This is a genomic window from Microbacterium sp. ISL-59, from assembly GCF_018613945.1.
Lineage (GTDB): Bacteria > Actinomycetota > Actinomycetes > Actinomycetales > Microbacteriaceae > Microbacterium > Microbacterium oxydans_B.
Map to the genome: position 1 here is coordinate 675,832 of NZ_JAGGPG010000002.1, position 18,512 is coordinate 694,343.

Annotated in this window: 17 protein-coding genes; 7 read left to right on the top strand and 10 right to left on the bottom strand. The window is 70.4% G+C overall.

Annotation, left to right across the window (positions count from 1 at the left end):
* The first annotated feature begins 19 nt into the window (after positions 1-19).
* Complete coding sequence (locus J7E45_RS07370) at positions 20-1,102, top strand: Rv2578c family radical SAM protein (RefSeq protein WP_215068189.1); 1,083 nt, start codon at positions 20-22, stop codon at positions 1,100-1,102.
* A gap of 61 nt (positions 1,103-1,163) precedes the next feature.
* Positions 1,164-1,703, top strand: coding sequence for a YaeQ family protein (locus tag J7E45_RS07375; RefSeq protein WP_215068190.1), 540 nt, complete (start codon positions 1,164-1,166; stop codon positions 1,701-1,703).
* Between the two features lie 27 nt (positions 1,704-1,730).
* On the opposite strand, the gene J7E45_RS07380 is transcribed toward J7E45_RS07375, so the two are convergent.
* Positions 1,731-2,384, bottom strand: a complete 654-nt coding sequence (locus J7E45_RS07380) for a response regulator transcription factor (protein WP_215068191.1) — start codon at positions 2,382-2,384, stop codon at positions 1,731-1,733.
* Complete coding sequence (locus J7E45_RS07385; protein ID WP_215068192.1) at positions 2,381-3,241, bottom strand: sensor histidine kinase; 861 nt, start codon at positions 3,239-3,241, stop codon at positions 2,381-2,383. The genes J7E45_RS07380 and J7E45_RS07385 overlap by 4 nt, the downstream gene beginning before the upstream one ends.
* A 131-nt stretch (positions 3,242-3,372) precedes the next feature.
* On the opposite strand from J7E45_RS07385, the gene J7E45_RS07390 reads away from it, so the two are divergent.
* The 3 genes from J7E45_RS07390 to J7E45_RS07400 are packed head-to-tail and all read left to right on the top strand — an operon-like array spanning position 3,373 to position 5,617.
* The gene (locus J7E45_RS07390) at positions 3,373-4,104 is read left to right on the top strand and encodes an ABC transporter ATP-binding protein (RefSeq protein WP_215068194.1); all 732 of its coding nucleotides are present in this window, start codon (positions 3,373-3,375) and stop codon (positions 4,102-4,104) included.
* Positions 4,101-4,895, top strand: coding sequence for an ABC transporter permease (locus tag J7E45_RS07395; RefSeq protein WP_215068196.1), 795 nt, complete (start codon positions 4,101-4,103; stop codon positions 4,893-4,895). The genes J7E45_RS07390 and J7E45_RS07395 overlap by 4 nt, the downstream gene beginning before the upstream one ends.
* The gene (locus tag J7E45_RS07400; RefSeq protein WP_215068198.1) at positions 4,895-5,617 is read left to right on the top strand and encodes a hypothetical protein; all 723 of its coding nucleotides are present in this window, start codon (positions 4,895-4,897) and stop codon (positions 5,615-5,617) included. The genes J7E45_RS07395 and J7E45_RS07400 overlap by 1 nt, the downstream gene beginning before the upstream one ends.
* Before the next feature lie 48 nt (positions 5,618-5,665).
* On the opposite strand, the gene J7E45_RS07405 is transcribed toward J7E45_RS07400, so the two are convergent.
* Both J7E45_RS07405 and J7E45_RS07410 read right to left on the bottom strand, forming a co-directional pair.
* Complete coding sequence (locus J7E45_RS07405; RefSeq protein WP_215068200.1) at positions 5,666-7,000, bottom strand: hypothetical protein; 1,335 nt, start codon at positions 6,998-7,000, stop codon at positions 5,666-5,668.
* 281 nt (positions 7,001-7,281) lie between these two features.
* Positions 7,282-9,579 (bottom strand): DEAD/DEAH box helicase, encoded by a 2,298-nt coding sequence (locus J7E45_RS07410; RefSeq protein WP_215068202.1) that lies wholly within the window; start codon positions 9,577-9,579, stop codon positions 7,282-7,284.
* A gap of 282 nt (positions 9,580-9,861) precedes the next feature.
* On the opposite strand from J7E45_RS07410, the gene J7E45_RS07415 reads away from it, so the two are divergent.
* Entirely contained in the window at positions 9,862-10,758 is an 897-nt protein-coding gene (locus tag J7E45_RS07415) for an aldose 1-epimerase family protein (protein ID WP_215068204.1), read from the top strand.
* 153 nt (positions 10,759-10,911) lie between these two features.
* Here J7E45_RS07415 and J7E45_RS07420 read toward each other — a convergent pair whose 3' ends face one another.
* The 4 genes from J7E45_RS07420 to J7E45_RS07435 all read right to left on the bottom strand — a co-directional run bounded on the left by J7E45_RS07420 (position 10,912) and on the right by J7E45_RS07435 (position 15,526).
* A complete protein-coding gene (locus tag J7E45_RS07420) occupies positions 10,912-14,124 on the bottom strand; it encodes an efflux RND transporter permease subunit (RefSeq protein ID WP_215068206.1) in 3,213 nt (1,070 codons plus the stop codon).
* 16 nt (positions 14,125-14,140) lie between these two features.
* The gene (locus J7E45_RS07425) at positions 14,141-14,728 is read right to left on the bottom strand and encodes a TetR/AcrR family transcriptional regulator (RefSeq protein ID WP_091032485.1); all 588 of its coding nucleotides are present in this window, start codon (positions 14,726-14,728) and stop codon (positions 14,141-14,143) included.
* A gap of 67 nt (positions 14,729-14,795) precedes the next feature.
* On the bottom strand, positions 14,796-15,155 hold the full coding sequence (locus tag J7E45_RS07430) for a CrcB family protein (RefSeq protein ID WP_215068208.1): 360 nt from the start codon (positions 15,153-15,155) through the stop codon (positions 14,796-14,798).
* The gene (locus J7E45_RS07435) at positions 15,152-15,526 is read right to left on the bottom strand and encodes a CrcB family protein (RefSeq protein WP_308162073.1); all 375 of its coding nucleotides are present in this window, start codon (positions 15,524-15,526) and stop codon (positions 15,152-15,154) included. Before J7E45_RS07435 ends, J7E45_RS07430 begins: the two co-directional genes overlap by 4 nt.
* Before the next feature lie 85 nt (positions 15,527-15,611).
* Between J7E45_RS07435 and J7E45_RS07440 the strand changes: the two genes are divergently transcribed.
* On the top strand, positions 15,612-17,138 hold the full coding sequence (locus J7E45_RS07440; RefSeq protein WP_215068212.1) for an FAD-dependent oxidoreductase: 1,527 nt from the start codon (positions 15,612-15,614) through the stop codon (positions 17,136-17,138).
* Here J7E45_RS07440 and J7E45_RS07445 read toward each other — a convergent pair.
* On the bottom strand, positions 17,107-17,946 hold the full coding sequence (locus J7E45_RS07445; protein ID WP_215068214.1) for a nitroreductase family protein: 840 nt from the start codon (positions 17,944-17,946) through the stop codon (positions 17,107-17,109). The genes J7E45_RS07440 and J7E45_RS07445 overlap by 32 nt on opposite strands.
* Before the next feature lie 4 nt (positions 17,947-17,950).
* Positions 17,951-18,325 (bottom strand): hypothetical protein, encoded by a 375-nt coding sequence (locus tag J7E45_RS07450; RefSeq protein ID WP_215068216.1) that lies wholly within the window; start codon positions 18,323-18,325, stop codon positions 17,951-17,953.
* Positions 18,326-18,512 lie beyond the last annotated feature (187 nt).

An 18,512-nucleotide genomic window follows, 5' to 3' on the forward strand; every position in this document is an offset into this window, starting at 1 on the left:
GTTTTGTTCGAATGTTCAGATGCGGTGGCAGGGACAGAAGCTCGGCGAGACGGATGCAGCGGCGCTGCCCGGGCTCGAAGACCGGTCGAGCGTTCTGCGGTCGGTGACCACCCCCGAGTTCGCCGGGATGACGTTCCATGAGGTGCTGTCGAAGTCGGCTCTGAACCATGTGCCCGGCGCTTCACGCATGCCGTTCGCCTGGACGATCAACCCGTACCGCGGATGTTCGCATGCATGCGTTTACTGTTTCGCCCGCGGCACGCACGAGTACCTCGACCTCGACGGCGGATCGGACTTCGACTCGCAGATCGTGGTCAAGGTGAACGTGGTCGAGGTGCTCGAGAAGGAGCTGCGGCGCGGCAGCTGGCAGCACGATACCGTGGCGCTGGGCACGAACACCGACCCGTATCAGCGGGCCGAGGGGCGCTACAAGCTCATGCCCGGCATCATCGAGACGCTCGCCGCATCCGGCACACCGATGTCGATCCTCACCAAGGGCACGCTGATCCGCCGCGACATCCCGCTGCTCGTGAAGGCCGCACAGCGCGTGCCCGTCGACGTGCAGATGTCGATCGCGATGTACGACGACGAGCTGCAGAAGGCCATCGAGCCCGGAGCCCCGACCACGCAGGCGCGGCTCGATACGGTGCGTGCACTGGCGGATGCAGGGTTCCCGGTGACCGTGTTCCTCATGCCGATCATGCCGCACATGACCGACTCGCTCGAGGCGATCGACAGTGCCCTTGTGCGCATCAAGGAGGCGGGAGCGCGCACCGTCATCTATGGAGCGCTGCACCTGCGACCGGGCGTGAAGCCGTGGTTCTTCGAGTGGCTCGGCGCCCACCGGCCCGACCTCGTGTCGTCGTACCGCGGGCTCTATCCCGGCGCCTCGGCCGAGGCTCCCAAGGGATACCGGCAGTGGCTCGCGAAACGCGCTCGCCCCCTCATCCGGATGCACGGACTCGACGGCCGCCATGAAGACGACTACTCCCGCCGCGGGTTCCGACCAGGGCAGGGCCACGTGCAGTCGGGAGCGGCGACCGCGGCAGCGGTGCGCTTCACACCCAGCGCCGCCGCAGCTGCGCAGCCGATGCTGTTCTGAACCGGAGCGCTTCTCTCGCCCGGTCGGTCGCCTCTCCCGCACCCGCGTAGGCTCGGGGATCATGGCGATCGGTTCGACAGTCCACACATTCGAGGTGCAGCTCGCTGACACCGACCGCGGAATCTACGAGGACTACTCGCTGCGCGTGGCGCGGCATCCGTCCGAGACCGACGCATACATGCTCACCCGCGTGCTCGCCTACGGACTCGAGTTCGCCGAGGGAATCACGTTCGGCGGCAGCATCTCCTCGACCGAGGAGCCGGCCGTGCTCGTGCGCGACATGACCGGGCTCATCACCGCCTGGGTCGAGATCGGGGCGCCCGACGCCGAGCGTCTGCACTACGGCAGCCGCCTCGCCGAACGCACTGTCGTCTACACGCACCGCGATCCCGCGAAGGTGATGGCGCAGTGGGCGGACAAGCGCATCCATCGCCGCGAGGACATCCGCGTGTACAGCTTCGATTCCGGATTCATCGACGCGGCGTCCGCGCTGATCGAGCGCCGCAACACCATGACCCTCACGGTGACCGAGAGCGTGATCTACCTCGATCTCAACGGCACGAGCCTGACCTCGACCGTGCACGTGCACGAACTCGCCTGACCGGAGCGAGCCTCAGCCCCCGCGAGCTCAACCGCCCACGAGTCCCTGCTCGTATGCGGCGATCACGAGCTGCGCGCGGTCCCGCGCCGCGAGCTTCGACAGCAGGCTGCCGATGTGCGTCTTCACCGTGGCCATCGAGATGGTGAGCGCCGCGGCGATCTCCGCGTTCGCGAGTCCGCGGCCGACGAGCGTGAGCACCTCGGTCTCGCGCGCCGTGAGGGTCGCGAGCGGGCGCCCCGCCGGTCGGTTCGTGCTGTCGAGGAAGTGCTCGACGAGGCGGACGAGGATGCTCGGCGCGAACAGCGACTCCCCCTCGTGCGTGCGGCGGATGGCCTCGATCAGCTGCTCGGGGCGCACATCCTTGAGCAGGAACCCGCTGGCTCCCGCGCGAAGAGCGCCGTCGACGTACTCGTCGAGCTCCAGCATGCTGAGCACGAGGACACGGGTTCCCGGCAGGGCCGTCGTGATGGCGCGAGTCGCGCTGATGCCGTCGAGCCCCGGCATCCGGATGTCCATCAACACGACATCCGGCACGATGGCGCGCGCCAGCTCGACGGCTCCCGCACCGTCGGCGGCCTCGCCCACCACCGTCAACCCCTCGGCACCGGCGATGATCAGGGCGAGGCTGTGCCGCAGCAGGGCCTGATCGTCGGCGATCAGGACGCGGATCTCGTCGCTCACGCCTCCGCCTCGAACGGCAGGCGCGCCTCGACGCGGAATCCCGCCTCCACGGGCTCGGCGAGCAGCGTTCCCCCGAGCGCACCCACCCGCTCGCGCATGCCCCGCAGACCGTGTCCGGCGCCGGGTTGCGACTGCCAGCCCCGCGCAGGGCCGTCGTCGGCGACGACGACACGGATGGCGCTCCCGTCCCGCTCGACCGCCACGCTCGCCGGCACCGGACCGGCATGGCGTCCGACGTTCGCGAGCGACTCCCGGATCGTGGCGCAGGCGGCGGCCTGCACGGCGAGCGGCACCTCGCCCAGATCTTCCATCCGCAGGCTCGCGCGCACACCGAACGCCTCCGCGGCGGTGACGATCCCCGGCACGTCCGAGAGTCGTGCCGGCGGATGCAGCGGCACCTCGTCTCCCGGCTCGCGCAGCACGGTCAGCATCCTCCGCAGCTCCGACATCGCAGAGCGCCCCGCCTCCTCGATGTCGACGAGGGCGCTTCGCCGCTCGGCGTCGCCGGCGGTCCCCTCGAGCGGGGCGACGGCGGCGGCCCGCATCGTGATCAGACCGAGTCCGTGCGATGCCAGGTCGTGCAGCTCACGGGCGATCCGCAGTCGTTCCTGCTGCGCTGCCCGGTCCGCCGCCCATTCCGTGAGGCTGCGCTCGTACTCCCGGCGCTGCCGCTGCGACCGCACCGTCGCCCAGACGAGCACGCCCACCACGAGGAGTCCGGCGGCCGTCACCACGACCGCCACGCTCTGCGGGCCGTCGAGTCCGAGAAAACTCAGGAGAGCGACCAGCAGCGCGATCATGCCCCCGGCGGCGATCCACGTGCGCGAACGCCAGGTCGGGCGGGGCGAAGCATCCATCCGCCCGAGTCTAGGCACCCTCGACGCGACACACATCAGACCAGGGGTGGAGGGACCGGGGTCGGAGCATCGGCCGGGCTTCCCGCCTGCGGGCCGATGCCCCGGACGACGCGGACCGCTGGGATCGAGGGATGCTGACGATCGAATCACTCACGAAACGACACGGTTCCCGCACGGTGCTCGACGGCGTCGCCTTCGAGGCACGACCGGGCCGCGTGACGGCCTTCCTCGGAGCGAACGGAGCCGGCAAGTCATCGACCCTGCGCATCCTCCTCGGGCTCGACCGGCCGACCGCAGGACGCGCGCTCATCGACGGCCACGCCTACCGCGACCTCCGTGATCCGCTGCGGACGGCGGGGGCGATGCTCGACGGCTCCGGCGCACACCGCTCGCGGACCGCGCGGGGCCACCTCTCCTGGATCGCCACGGCGGGCGGCATCCGCCGTGGCCGCGTCGACGAGGTGCTCGAGCAGGTCGGTCTGGCCCACGCCGCGCGCACCAAGGTCGGTCGGCTGTCGCTCGGCATGGGGCAGCGGCTGGGGCTCGGGGCGGCGCTGTTGGGCGAGCCGCCGATGCTGATCCTCGATGAACCCGTGAACGGGCTCGACCCGGAGGGCATCCGCTGGATGCGCGAGCTGCTGCGCGGCCAGGCGGATGCCGGCGGGACCGTGCTGCTGTCCAGCCACCTGATGGGCGAGGTCGCCGGAGTGGCCGACGACCTGGTCGTGATCGCCCATGGTCGGATCGTGGCGACGGGCACCGTGGACGAGATCACCCGCGGGCACGCAGACCTCGAAGCGGCCTTCTTCGCCTTGACCGGCGGGGATACCTCGACCGACCCGAACGGCGGTACCTCGCGATGAGACTCCTGCGCACCATCGCCGCCGAGACGACCAAGATCCTCACGCTCCCGGGCGTATGGGCCGGCGTGCTCGCGAGCATCCTCGGCACCGTCGCGATCACGACGCTGAACGCGACGCAGGCGGTCGCCGCCCTCGACGCGGGTGAAGCCGACCTGTTCGGTCCGATCTCGGTCTTCGAGACTGCTTTCGCCGCGGCTCCGCTCGGCACGATCGGCGCGATCGTCGTCGGCGTGCTGGCGGTCAGCAGCGAATACACGCCGAACAGTCCGGATGCCGGCGGATCCCGGCAGATCACGAGCACGCTCGTCACGAGCCCCGGTCGAGTGAGGCTCGTCCTGGCCAAGCTGACGGCGGTCGTGGCGATCACGGTCCTGACCGCGGCCGTGGCCTTGTCGTCCTGCCTCGGGGTCGCTCAGCTGTTCCTCGGCGACGTCGCCCCCGAGGCCATTCCCGTCGAACAGGCGATGTGGCGGATCGTCGGCACGACGGTCTACTGGACCCTCACCGCCCTCCTGGCGTTCGGCATCACGCTGATCACGCGCAGCGGCACGCTCCCGCTGATCATCCTCATCCTGAACAGCTCGGTGGTCTCGATCTCCCTGCTGCTCACGAACCTGACCCCGCTCGCCCACTGGCTCCCCGACATGGCGGGACGCAACCTGTTCGGCTTCGACGCGGAACTCGTGCTCCCCGGAGGCCTCGACGCCGTCCCGGGTGGTCTCGTCATGGCCGCGTGGGCCGTGGCAGCCGTGGGTGCCGGAACGATCGTCTTCACGCGGAGAGACGCCTGATGCGGCGGGCGCTGGGGGCGGAGCTCTCCAAACTGCGGACGCTTCCGCTCACGACATATGCCGCCGCGGGCATGATCCTCGTCAGCGCACTCATCGCCGCGGCGCTCGCGGGATTGCACACCGAGCGAGGGGGTGCCGCGTCGGCGGTCGACGCGGTGCTCGGGGCCATGCCGTATGCGCAGGCCGGTGCGATCCTGCTCGGGGTCGTGCCGGTGGCGCACGAGTACGCCGGGCGTCAGTTCAGCACCACGCTCATCGCGGTGCCCCGTCGGATGCGGGTGATCGTGGCGAAGACGTGCGCGGCGATGGTCGTGCTGTTCCTCGTCGGGACGCTGTCGGTCGCCACGGCGTGGTTGTCCGCCGAGCTGACGCACCGGGCCTCGGATGCCGGCGGTGTGGCCGCGACGGCGGAGGACCTCGCCCGCCTCGGCGGCGCGATCGTCTATCTGGTGCTGATCGGGCTTCTCGCCCACGCGGTGACGCTCGTCCTGCGCCATCTGGTGCCGGCGCTGGTGTCCATGCTCGTCGTCGTCTACATCCTGCCGTTCGCGCTGACCGCGCTCGGGGAACACACTCGGTGGCTGCCCACCCGTGCCGGGTCGCAGCTGTTCGCTCCCGACGACGCCGTGCTCACGGCGCTCACCGGGGCCCTGGTACTGCTCGCCTGGTCGATCGCGCTCGGCGTCGCCGGCGCCGCCCGCTTCACCCTCTCCGACGCGTGACCGGGGCTCCCCTCGCCCCTCCCCCTTCGCCGATCCCGGCGATCGCGCTCAGAGATCGGGGGCGGCGTTCCACGCGTCGATGAACTCCTGCGTCTCGTCGCCGCCACCCTTCACGAGGTTCGGGTGGAGCTTGCCGGTGACTGTGAACGCGTACGCGGGACGATCGGTCTCCGGCGCCCAACTCGTCGACCCGAAGATCTCGGCTTCCTGATCCCGCAGCGCGGCATGTTTGATCGCCGGGGCCAGCGCGGCGACGTCGGCGTCGTGGTCGAGCACGACATCGAGCTCCCGCGGCCCCAGCGCGACGGAGCGCACCCCCTCGGCATCGGCGAGTCCGAGCGCACGATCGAAGTTCGCGACATATCCGTCCTCGCTCATGGTCTTCGCCGTGACGCGCGAGCCCGGCTCGTCTTCCTTCAACACGAACAGTTGGAGGGAGTTGAACTCCTGGAGGTCCGGCGTGGCGAGAAGGGCCTGCTGCACGGTCGCGGCCGTCTCGGCATCGGTCGTGGTCACCGAAAGATGCAGAGCACGCGGTCCATGAGTGCCGATCGAGGCCCCCACGACACCGGCGATCGGCGTGAGGATCGCATTGAGCCGGGCGCCGAGCTCCTGCTGCAGCGCCGGAGCGGTCATGATCCCGCTGGAGAGGCTGACACGGAGCCGAGCCTCGCCCGACGTCAAGGCGTCGACAGCGGGCGTCACCGCCGCGGCACCCTCGACCGTGCGCATCCGCAGCGCGAGCGAGTCGTCGTCGAGCGTGTACTTCTGGATCGGAGCGACGGCGGCCACCGCCGCGACCGTCTCGACTGCGGTCTTCAGCGCCGCCGGATCCTGCGTCTCGATCGACGAACGCTCGTGCACATCCGAGACCTTGAGCGACACCCCGTCCGTGAGCGGACCGGCCGCCGCCGCATCCGCCAGCGGCTCGATCGTCGCGGTCGGGTCGACCCCTGCTTCGGCGACCGCCTCGACGCCCAGCGAATCGTCGGACGACCAGACGCGACCCTGCAGGATGCCGTCGACTCCGGTCAGCTCGCCCACCGCCTCGGCGAGTTCGGCGACCTCGTCGTCATCCCCGGCGACCGTCCACTGCCAGGCACCGGTACGCACCTTGAGCACCACGTCATCATCGGTCACGGACTCGGCGAGGTCGTTCAATCGCGCAGCGGCCTCGGGGAGATCCGCGGGTGCGACCGAGTCTTCGAGCGTGATCAGGTAGGCCCCGTCCTCCGCCTTCTCGATCGAGGAGACGGCCGGATCCTTCGCGACCTGCTCCTCGAGGTCTTCGCTCTTTCGCGTGCACCCGGCGAGCGCGGTCACGGCGACCAGCCCACCCAGCAGTAGAGCGACACCACGAACGATCCCCCGGTTTCGACGCATTACTCCATCGTATGCACAATCGCGTGAGCCGCCGATGGGCACAACTCCCCATTCGGTCTCGTGCATGCACTCGCGCCGAGTGCTCGTGCTCGCGCTCGCCGTGCGCGTCGAGGGCACGGCTTCGCGCCGAACGCGCGGCTTCTTCACGCGGGTACGCCGTGCACTCGGCAGCATCCCGTGCACTCGACGCGCACAACGCGGGGCGCGGACACAACGCGGGGCGCGGACACGACAGAGGCCCCGGACCGCGGAAGCGGGACGGGGCCTCTGGTGAGCGAGACTCAGGCGGTGAGGTCAGCCGCGGTCGGCACGCGACCGGCGATCTCCTCGATCACGTCGTCGTCGAGGCGCGCGTTCTCGAACGGCGCGTCGATCTCGGCGCGGTCGAGCAGCTCGGTCATGCGACGCTGACGCTGACGCGTGATCAGCGTGACGACACGACCCGAACGACCGGCGCGGCCGGTACGACCCGAGCGGTGCAGGTACGTCTTGTACTCGTCGGGGGCGTCGGCCTGGACGACCAGGTCGATGTCGTCGACGTGGATGCCGCGGGCGGCGACATCCGTGGCGACGAGCACGTTCACGCGGCCCGAGGTCAGACGCTCGAGGTTGCGCGTGCGCTTGGCCTGGTTCAGGTCGCCGTGCAGCGAGACGGCCGGGATGCCGGCATCGTCGAACTGCTCGGCGAGCATGTCGGCGTAGGCACGCGTGCGGGCGAAGACCAGCGTCTTGCCGGCACGGTCCACGAGCGACGTGAGGATGTCGGCCTTGTCGCGGTGCTCGATCACGAGCACGCGGTGCTCGATCGTGCTGGAGTCCTGATCCTCACCGGCGACCTCGTACACGGCCGGGTCGACGAGGAACTCGTCGACGAGAGCCGCGACCTCGCGGTCGAGCGTGGCCGAGAACAGCAGCTTCTGGCTGCCGTCGGCGGTGTGACGCAGGATGCGCTGCACGGGCTCGACGAATCCGAGCTCGCACATGTGGTCGGCCTCGTCGAGCACCGCGATGCGGCAGTCCGAGAGGTCGAGCTTGCCCTGGTTGATGAGGTCTTCGACGCGACCGGGGGTACCGATCACGATGTCGACGCCCTTCTTCAGCGCACCGACCTGGCGACCCTGCGGGACACCACCGTAGATCTGCGTGGTGAACAGGCCGACGCTGCGGGCGATCGGCTGGATGGTGCGGTCGATCTGCAGCGCGAGCTCGCGCGTCGGAGCGAGGATGATCGCACGCGGCGAGCGTCCGAACTCACGGCGCTTGCCGGCCTGCGACTGCAGCACGCGCTCGACGAGCGGCGCACCGAAGGCGATGGTCTTGCCAGAGCCGGTGCGGCCACGGGCGAGCACGTCCCGCCCGGCGAGGACGGCCGGGATGCTGGCGGCCTGGATCGCGAACGGCGAAGCCGCGCCCATGCCGACGAGAGTGTCGACGATGTTCGAGCCGAGGCCGAGGTCGCCGAAGGTCACACCGTCGACCTCGACGGCCGCGACGGACTTCGCCTCGAGGCGCTCGTGCACGACGTCGTCGCCCGGGGTGAACTTCGCTCCGGTCGACTCGGGTCGGCTGGTGGCGTTCCAGTCGTTGCGGCTCGGGCGCTCGTTGCGCGCCGGACGCCCACGGGTGTCGGAGGTCAGCGGGCGCGGACGCTCGGTGCGGTACGCACCGCCGGTCGACGGACGCGAGCGCTCGTCACGGCCACCCTCGTACGAACGCTGCGTGCGGTCGCGGTCGAAGGCACGACGGGCGCGGTCGGCGTCGAACGAACGCTCGCCGCCACGGTCGGCGCCACGGTCGTTGCTCCGGGCACGGTCGCCGCCGCGGTCGTCACGACGCGGACGCTCGTCGCGGTCGAACCGGGGGCGCTCGGCACCACGATCACTGTTGAACCGGGGGCGCTCGGCACCACGGTCGCTGTTGAACCGGGGACGCTCGCCGCCACCGCGGCGGTCGTCGCGAACCGGACGTGCGCCGTCGCGGTGGTCGTTGTCGCGGAAGCCCTGGCGCTGGGTGCCGGCACCGCGGTCGTCACGACGCGAGCGGTCGTCGCGGTCGAAGCGGGGGCGGTCGCCGCCGCGCTCGTCGCGGTAGGTTCCGGGACCGGTCGGGCGCTGTCCGCTCGGACGCTGTCCGCCACGGTCATCCCGACGCGGACGGTCGTCGAAACGGCCGCCGGCGCTGGGCCGGTCGTTGTAGCGAGGACGCTCGGAGCGCTCGTCGTTGCGGTGGTGCGGCGCCTCGCGGCGTCCGGACTCGGCGCGGTTGCGGATGCCACGCGCCTCGTCGCGGCCGGCACGCTCGGAGGCGTTCCAGCGCTGCTTGGGCGCACCCGACTCGGCCTCGGCCGGGCGGTAGCCGCGGTGACCGGCGCTGCGGCTGCCGGGACGACGGTCGTAGCCGCCGGCGGCGGGGGCAGAGCGGCGGTCGCCGGCATCCGCGCGGGCACCGCGCTCGTCGCGCGCACCGTCACGGGCGGGGCCGCCGTTGTGGCGGTCGTGGAAGGAGGTCTTCTTGGCGCCGTAGCGCGGCTCGAAGTTGGCGGCGGGACGTCCGCCGCGCGGCTTCTTGTTCTTGGGCATTGCGTTGTCTTCCTGTGTTCTCGCACGAGAACAGCGCCGCGCACACGCGCGAGCACCCTGCGCGTGGTCGGATGCGACCAGCGGGGTTCCGGACTGTCAGCGGCCGGGGCCATTCATGTGATGGTTGATTAGCGTCGAGCGACGCTCACCATCGGCCCCTGGACTCACACTTCACACACATAAAACGTCCGCGCCAACGCGCGGGTGTCCGAAGCCGACCGCACAAGTGTAGCCGACGCGCCTGAGAGAGTGCCGACGCGGGGGTGGCCGTACGATGTCGAAGTGACTTCCGCATCCCCCACCGGCGCCCAGATCACCCTCCGACTCGGCGATGCGACCGCCCAGATCGCGCAGGTCGGCGCGTCTCTGCGGTCGCTGTGCATCGGCGGCGTCGACCTCGTCCCTCCATACCCGCTCGATCAACCCACGCCCGCCTGTTCCGGCGTGGTCCTCACCCCGTGGCCGAACCGCGTGCGCGACGGTCGCTGGGATGACGACGGCACCTCGCGGCTGCTCGCGATCACCGAGCCGAAGCTGAACAATGCGAGTCACGGACTGCTGCGCTTCACGGCGTACGAGGTGTCGCACACCGACGCCGAGGCGGTGCTACGGGCGACGATCGTGCCCCAGACCGGCTACCCGTACCTGATCGAGACGGCCGTGACCTACACGCTCACCGCCGACGGCATCGAGGTCACGCACACGCTCACCAACCGCTCGGCGATGCCCGCACCGGTCGCCCTCGGCACGCACCCCTTCGTGACGATCGGCGACGTCGACCCGCATGACCTGGTGCTGCGTGTTCCCGCCGAGACGGCGTTCACGACCGACGAGCGGATGCTCCCGACGGGCACGCGTCCCGCCGAGGCCGCCCTGCGCGACGGGGTGCGGCTGGGCGATGTCACCCTCGACACCGGCTTCACCGGCCTCGCCCGCGACGCCGACGGCCGCGTGCGGCACTCGCTCACGGCACCCGACGGCCGCCGCGTGACACTGTGGCAGGGCGAGGGCTTCGACTACGTGCAGGTGTACACGACCGCGCTCTATCCCGACCAGAGCCTCGCGGTCGCGATCGAGCCGATGACCGCGCCCGCCGATGCGTTGAACAGCGGCCTCGGCATCCGTCGTCTCGCGCCCGGCGAGACCTGGACCCTGCACTGGGGCATCGCCCTCGGCTAATCTGTTCCGACTCGTCGCAGGGTCGGGCCCGTTCATAACCCCTCAAGAACCGAGCCGAAAGGCCCCGGATCGCGCATGTGGATGCGGATCCGGGGCCTTTCTGAGGAGTTGTGAACAGCCGGCGGGCGAGATCACACGCCCGCCGAGCGGGAGCTACTCCCCGCGGTCGCGCAGCTCGCGCCGCGTGAGCTGGGGCGCGTGCGGCAGGCCGGACGCGTCGATCAGCACCGATCCGGCCGGAGCCACCGCGGCACCCGACGTGTCGGGGGCGACGGGAACATCCGGCTTCGAGGCGCCCCCGGCATCCGACCCACCGGCCTTGCGCGCGGCCCGCCGCTCCCTGGCACCCTCGACGAGGTTGTAGAGGGTGGGCAGCACGATCAGCGTCAGCACGGTCGAGGAGAGCAGGCCGCCGATCACGACGATCGCCAGCGGCTGCGAGATGAACCCACCGTGACCGGTGATCCCGAGAGCCATCGGCGTCAGCGCGAGGATCGTGGCGAGTGCGGTCATGAGGATCGGCCGCAGACGCTTCTCGCCACCGGCCTTCACCGCCTCGATGGTCGACAGACCCTTCTCCCGATACTGGTTCACGAGGTCGACGAGCACGATCGCGTTCGTCACCACGATGCCGATGAGCATCAGCACACCGATCAGCGAGGCGACGCCCAGCGGCACTCCCGTGACGATCTGCAGCAGGATCGCGCCGGTCGCCGCGAACGGCACCGAGACGAGCAGCAGCAGCGGCTGGCGCAGCGACTTGAACACAGCGACCATCACCACGTAGACGATCAGGATCGCGGCGAGCATCGCGAGTCCCAGCTGCGAGAACGAGTCGGCCTGCTGCGAGGCGACACCGCCGACCTCCGCCGAGGCACCGTCGGGCAGGTCGGCCGCGGCGAGCGCCTCGGTCACCGACTGCGTGGCGGTGGCGAGGTTGTCGGATGCCGGCGGCACGGTGACCGTCGATGTCCGGCGACCCTGCTCGGTCGTGATCGAGGTGGGGCCGTTGCGCTGCTCGACCGTCGCGATGTCCTGCAGCTGCACGACGCCGAGCGGTGTCGGGATCGCGAGCTCCTTGAGCGCCTGGACCGTGGTCGGCGGCTCCGGCGTGACGATGTAGATGGTCAGCGCGGTGTCGTCGATCTCGACCGATCCGGCCTGCTGCGGACGCATGGTGTTCGAGACGATCGAGCCGACCGCGACCTCGGAGAGACCGCGCTGGGCGGCTGCATCCCGGTCGACGACCACGGCGATGTACGGCAGCGAGGCGGCGAGGTTGTCCGTCACCTGGCCGACGCCGTCGCGTCCGTCGAGCTCGTCGACGACCGAGGTCGTCGCGGTCTGCAGGTCGTCGGCGTTGGATGCCGTGACCGTGATCTCGATGTCGCTCGAGCCGAAGCCGGCGGATGCCGCGACCGACACCTCGCCCACGTCGTCGCCGAGTCCGTCGATCGCGTCCTGCACGTCGGCGCGCAGCTTCTCCTGGTCGGCGTCGCCGTCGGTGAGCACCGAGTAGGTGACACCCGCTCCGCCCGAGAAGGCGTCGCTGAGGGCCGAGCCGCTGGTGCCGATCGACGCCTGCACGTGCTCGATGCCGTCGATGCCGAGGAGTGCGTCCTCGACCTCGACCGCGGCATCCGACTTCGCCTGCAGGCTCGCGGTCGGGCCGAGGTCCTGCGTGACGGTCATGGTGTTCTGACCCGAGTCGCTCAGGAAGTTGATCTTCATGAGCGGTGCGGCGGCGAGCGTGGCGCCGAGCACCACGACGGCGAGGATCACCGTGACACCGGAGTGCTTGAGCGTCCAGCCGAGGATCGGCCGGTAGACGCGCTGCAGCTGCGTCGGGGGAGCATCCGGGTGCTCGGGGTCGATGACGTTGCCGTGCTCGTCGACGAGCTCCTTGCCCGGCTTCAGGAACCAGTACGCGAGCACCGGGACGATGGTGAGGGCGACCAGGAGCGAGGCGACCATCGCGATGGTCACGGTCATGGCGAACGGTCGGAACAGCTCGCCGACCATGTCGCCGACGAAGACGATCGGCAGGAACACCGCGACTGTCGTGATCGTGGATGCCGTGATCGCCATGGCGACCTCGCGCACGGCGAGGCGGATCGCATCACCCTTGTCGGCATCGCCGACGTAGTGACGTTTGATGTTCTCGATCACCACGATGGAGTCGTCGACCACGCGGCCGATCGCGATCGTGAGCGCGCCGAGGGTCAGCACGTTGAGCGAGTAGCCGAACGCCTGCAGCCCGATGAAGGTGATGAGCACGCTGGTCGGGATCGAGATGGCGGTGACGAGCGTGGAGCGGATCGACATCAGGAACACGAGGATCACGATCACCGCGAACACCAGGCCGAGCAGGCCCTCGGTCGCCAGCGTCTCGATCGACTGCACGATGAACGGCGCCTGGTCGAAGATGATCGTGAACTCGGCGTCGGGGAACGCGTCGCTGATCGTGTCGAGCGCGGCGATCACGCCGTTCGACACCTCCACGGTGTTCGCGGCGGGGAGCTTGGTGATCGAGATCGAGAGCGCGTCCTTGCCGTCGACGCGCGAGATCGAGGTGACCGGGTCGGACTCCTGCGCGACCGTGGCGACATCGCCGATGGTCGAGCTGGTGCCGACGAGCGGGAGTGCCGCGATCTCTTCGACCGAGGTGATCTTCGCTCCGGTCTGCACCGTGAGCGTCTGACCGTTCTCGGTGATGTCACCACCGGGGAAGAGCGTGCCGTTCTGCTGCAACGCGTTGCTGATCGCCTGCGTGCTCTGGCCTTCGGCGGCGAGCTTCGCGGGGTCGGGCGTGATGCTGATGCGCTGCCCGACACCGCCGACGATCTCGGCGGCGTTCACGCCGTCGACGTCTTCCAGCTCGGGGATCGCGACGGATTCGAGCTCGGCCTGCGCGTTGTCGGCATCCTCGAATCCGGTGACGGCCACCTGGATCACCGGGAAGTCGTCGATGGAGACGGACAGCACCTGCGGGGTCACGTCTTCCGGCAGCTGCGAGGAGACGCGGTTGATCGCCTGCTGGATCTTCTGCTCAGCGGTGGCGAGGTTCGTGCCGTACGCGAACATCGCCTGCACGATCGAGGCGTTCGTGGTGCTGGTGGCCGTGGTCGACTCCAACCCCGGCACGCCCTGGATCGCCGACTCGATCGGCGTCGACACGTCGTTCTCGACCACCTCGGGCGAGGCACCCGGGTACGTCGTCATCACGACGAGCGCCGGCAGCTCGAGCGAAGGGATCAGCTCCTGCTTGAGGTTGGTGAGCGCGAGCCCGCCGAACACCGCCGCGACGATGGTGATCAGGGCGATGAGCGCGCGGTTCTTGAGGCTCAGGATGGCGAGTTTCGACAAGGCGGTTTCCTCGGTGTCAGGGTGTGGCTGTCGCTGCGGATGAGGGGGAGACGGAATCTCCGAGGATCCGCGCCAGTGCGGTCTCGATGAAGGACTGTTCGAGATGGGCGTCGCGGATCTGCATGCTCCACATGACGCCGTCGATGAAGATCATCGCCGCTCGGGCGCGGTCTTCGCCATAGGTCGGCTCCAGAAGTTCCACGAGCCGGTCGGAGAGATGGCGTGCGAGCTCGCGCAGGCGGGGGTCGTGCACGGCGGCGGTCACCACCGCGCGGTCGGCCTGGACGGCGTGGTGGTCGTCGAGGCTCTCGAACACGAGCGCGGCGATCACGGCGGGGCTGTCCCCACGATCGGCGATGGTCTGCCGGACGCCGTCGAGGCGCGCGTCCACTTCCTCGGCGAGGGCGCGGAAGGCAGCGGAACGGAGGTCATCGAGGGTGTCGAAGTACTGGGTGGTCGCGCCGAGGGGAACCCCGGCGCGGGCGGCGACCTTGCGGTGGGTGACGGCCTCGGCGCCCACCTCGACGATGAGCTCGGCGGCGGCGGTCACGATCTCGCGACGGCGCGCTTCAGGGTCACGTCGACGACGCGACCCATCACCCATCCGAACCCCCTGGACATCCGTACATGTACGTTTGTACATTTCCGGATTGTGAGGACGCTGGGAGCGGTCAGACCAGCGCGCCGACGGCCAGCCCGAGACCCGCCGCGAGCAGGCCGAGCAGGAGCATCCCGACGGCATTGAAGACGGATGCCGGGCGCTCGCCGTCGCGCCACAGGGCGACCGTGTCGAGCATCGCGGTGCTGAAGGTCGTGTACCCGCCGAGCAGCCCGGCGCCGAGCAGGAACGCGGCATCTGGCAGTGCGGTCGTGACGATGCCCAGCGCGAAGGATCCGGACAGGTTCACCAGCAGGATCCCCCACGGGAACCGGCGACCGGCCAGCCGCGCGACACCGAGGTCGACGAGATATCGCAGCACCGCACCGACACCCCCGGCGAGCGCAGCGCCCAGGAACAGCAGCGGGCTCACGATGCCGCTCCGGCGCGTGGGCGGGCGATGCGCAACCCAAGAGTTGCGGCACCGAGCCCGAGCACGAGGCTGCCCGCGGCATAGGCGAACGCGAGCACCGGAGCATCCGCCCACAGCTGCACGCTCCCCGTCATGAACGCGCTGTACGTCGTGAAGCCGCCGAGCACCCCGGTGCCGAGCAGCAGACGCAGATCCGTGGAGGCGGGGATCCGCGCGGCCAGCACGCCGATCAGCAGGGCGCCGAGCACGTTCGCGACGAGCACCGCGACGGGCAGACCGCCGGCGTCCGGGAGAGCGAGCCCCAGGCCGAGCCGTGCCGCCGAGCCCACCGTGCCGCCCGCGGCGACGAGGAGGATGCGGCGGAGGGTCACGTCGCCACTGTAGTCGCGCGTGACAGTGTGCCGCGGCGATGTCAAGGGCGTGGATGCCGGGCACCGCACGCCGTTGACTGTGCGCATGACCCCTCTGTGGAAGCTCGAGAAGTCGCTGCCGACCGGATCGCCCTTCGAGGAGGGTGCGCGACACGACGTCGTCATCGTCGGCGCCGGCATCACCGGCCTCACGACCGCCGTCATGCTCACCCGGGCCGGGCTCGATGTGGCCGTGATCGACGCGGGTGGCATCGCCGAGCTCGCGACCGGTGCGAACACCGGCAAACTGTCGCTCCTGCAGGGGTCGCGGCTCGCGACGATCCGGCGCCACCACCCGGCGTCACTCGTGCGCGCGTACGTCGACGCCAACAGATCGGGGATGGAGTGGCTGACCGCCTTCGCCGAGAGCGCGGACGTGCCGTTCACCCGCCACACCGACCACTCCTACGCGCAAGGGCCCGACGGCGCAGGAGACGTGCGCGACCAGCACGATGCCGCCCGCGAGGCCGGGCTGTCGACGCGGATGCTGGCCGCCACCACGGTACCGTCGACGCCGTTCCCGGTGGCCGCCGCCGTGGCCCTCGACGACCAGATCGCGATCGACCCGGTCGCTGTCACCGTCGCGCTCGCCCACGAGCTGCTGAGCGCCGGCGGCATGCTGCACATCGGCGTCCGCGCCACCGGCACCCGCGCGCTGCCCGGTCGCGTCGACACCACGGCGGGGCCCATCTTCGCCGACCACATCGTGCTCGCGACCGGCACCCCGATCACCGACCGCGGGCTGTACTTCGCCAAGACGCACGGGCTGCGGTCGTACTGCGTATCGTTCCGGGTGCCGGGCGACGTGCCCACGGGGATGTTCCTCTCGGTCGACGGCCCGACGCGCTCGGTGCGTCCCGTGAGCGCGGCCGACGGGCCCGGAGGCGAGGCTCAGCTCGTCGTCGGAGGCAACGGCCACCCGGTCGGCAGGTCCGACAGCGAGAAGGCCGCGGTCGACGACCTCGTCGCCTGGACACAGCTGCACTTCCCCGGCGCCGAGGAGACGCATCGGTGGTCGGCGCAGGACTACGAGTCGCACAACCTCATCCCGTTCGTCGGTGCGATGCCCCGCGGCCTCGGCCGCATCCGGTTCGCGACGGGCTACGCCAAGTGGGGGCTGTCGAACGCGCCGGCTGCCGCACAGCGTCTCACCGCCGAGATCCTCGGCACGCCGTGGCGCGACCGGCCGACCTGGATGACGACCATCGGCACGCGTATGACCATGCCCGCCGACCTCGGGCGCGGAGCCGTCGAGGGCGGGAAGGTCGCGGCCGCGCTCGCCGGCGGATGGGCGGATGCCGAGAGCCGCTCGGTCCCCGTCGCCCAGCCCGCTGAGGGTGAGGGTGTGGTGGCGAACCGGGGCGGTCGTCCGGTCGGCGTCTCGACGGTCCACGGCGTGACGCGCGCGGTCGGCGCGGTGTGCACGCACATGGGCGGCGTGCTCGAGTGGAACGATGCCGAGTGCACGTGGGACTGCCCGCTGCACGCCTCACGGTTCGCGGCCGACGGCACCCGCATCGAGGGTCCCGCGGTGAAGGACCTCAGTCGCCTGCCGCGCTCGGGCCGGGAGTGACCGGGCCGGTCGTCGGACCTTCGTCCCACCCCTCCTGCGGCGTGTCTCCGTTCTCGCGGAACACGTACTGCGACACGAGCTTGCGCTGGCTGCTCGACCAGTCGATCGCGGGTCGGCGCTGCTCGGGCGGCAGGTAGCCCAGCCGGTAGACGGCCATGAGCTCGAGGTCGTCGGGCACCCGCAGCAGCTCGACGATCTCGTCCCAGCGCCCCGGCACCTCCATCGGGAAGGAGATGAACTGGATGCCCATGCCGAGCTCGACCGTCGTGAGCCAGATGTTCTCCATCGCCGCGCCCATGCTGAACACCGAGTAGAACGACGACAGCTGCCCCGGTCGGTACTCGCTGCGGTCGAGCATGACGCCGATCAGCAGCGGCGACCCCGCGACGAGCTTGCGGTTCTCGGAGCCGAGGGTCTTGGGCACCCCGAACGTGTTCATGAGCGTCTGGCCGCGCTTGGTGAACACCTGACTCGTGAACGGGCGGAGGGCGGCGGGCAGCTTGTCGAACAGCATCCCGCTGCGCTTCTCTTCCATCTCGGCCTGGCTGAAGCGGAAGTACGGCTTGTAGCGCTCGAAGAACGTGCCGTTCGACATCGCCTCGGTCATGCTCTCGCCCGAGATGCGGGCGATCTGCTCGATCGTGTCGCGGCTCTCGATCACGACGAACCGCCACGGCTGGCTGTTCAGCTGCGAGGGCGCGCGGCCCGCGGCTTCGAGGAGGATGCGCTGATGCTCCTCCGACACCGGGTCGGGCAGGAAGGGCCCGTTCGTGGTCTTGCGGCGGCGGATGGCGTCGAGCAGTTCCATGCGGTCACTTCCGGTCGGCGGGGCGGAGCGAGACGACGAGTCCCGCGACGATGAAGGGGGCCGCGGCGAGCGCGACGAGTGGATGCCGGCGGCCGTGGCTGCCGAGGTACGGGATCGCGGCGAGGGGTGCGGCCGCAGGGAGCAGTGCGAGGGCGGCTCGGCGGCCGGAGGCGCGGGGACCGCGGGACCAGCCGACCACCGTGGCTGCGGCGACGGTCGTGCAGGTCACGATGTAGAGCGCGTGATGCAGCCAGCGGAACCGGCTGGTGTCGATGAGCCGGGCGGCGACCGAGGCGCCGAGTGCGCAGTTGGCCGCGTAGGCCGTGGTCGCGACAAGGAACAGCGGCGATGCGTCCCTGTCCCTGTGCCGCCGACTCATGGCACGACCCTACGCCCGCCTTTGCGCCGGAAGCTCCCCCTTGCACCCCGACCCGCCGTTCGCTACGCCCTCCCCCTTCCCCTCCCTATCCCCCTCTCCCTTCCCGCCGAGCGGCCCCTTTATGTGCGAACGACCCCCTTGCGTACGTCCACAACGGGGTGGTTCGCACGCAAGGGGGCCGCTCGGC

Coding starts and splice junctions, on each gene's coding strand:
- J7E45_RS07370 (WP_215068189.1), top strand. CDS start 20: ATGCGGTGGCAGGGACAGAAGCTCGGCGAGACGGATGCAGCGGCGCTG.
- J7E45_RS07375 (WP_215068190.1), top strand. CDS start 1,164: ATGGCGATCGGTTCGACAGTCCACACATTCGAGGTGCAGCTCGCTGAC.
- J7E45_RS07385 (WP_215068192.1), bottom strand. CDS start 3,241: ATGGATGCTTCGCCCCGCCCGACCTGGCGTTCGCGCACGTGGATCGCC.
- J7E45_RS07390 (WP_215068194.1), top strand. CDS start 3,373: ATGCTGACGATCGAATCACTCACGAAACGACACGGTTCCCGCACGGTG.
- J7E45_RS07395 (WP_215068196.1), top strand. CDS start 4,101: ATGAGACTCCTGCGCACCATCGCCGCCGAGACGACCAAGATCCTCACG.
- J7E45_RS07400 (WP_215068198.1), top strand. CDS start 4,895: ATGCGGCGGGCGCTGGGGGCGGAGCTCTCCAAACTGCGGACGCTTCCG.
- J7E45_RS07405 (WP_215068200.1), bottom strand. CDS start 7,000: ATGCGTCGAAACCGGGGGATCGTTCGTGGTGTCGCTCTACTGCTGGGT.
- J7E45_RS07410 (WP_215068202.1), bottom strand. CDS start 9,579: ATGCCCAAGAACAAGAAGCCGCGCGGCGGACGTCCCGCCGCCAACTTC.
- J7E45_RS07425 (WP_091032485.1), bottom strand. CDS start 14,728: ATGGGTGATGGGTCGCGTCGTCGACGTGACCCTGAAGCGCGCCGTCGC.
- J7E45_RS07440 (WP_215068212.1), top strand. CDS start 15,612: ATGACCCCTCTGTGGAAGCTCGAGAAGTCGCTGCCGACCGGATCGCCC.
- J7E45_RS07445 (WP_215068214.1), bottom strand. CDS start 17,946: ATGGAACTGCTCGACGCCATCCGCCGCCGCAAGACCACGAACGGGCCC.
- J7E45_RS07450 (WP_215068216.1), bottom strand. CDS start 18,325: ATGAGTCGGCGGCACAGGGACAGGGACGCATCGCCGCTGTTCCTTGTC.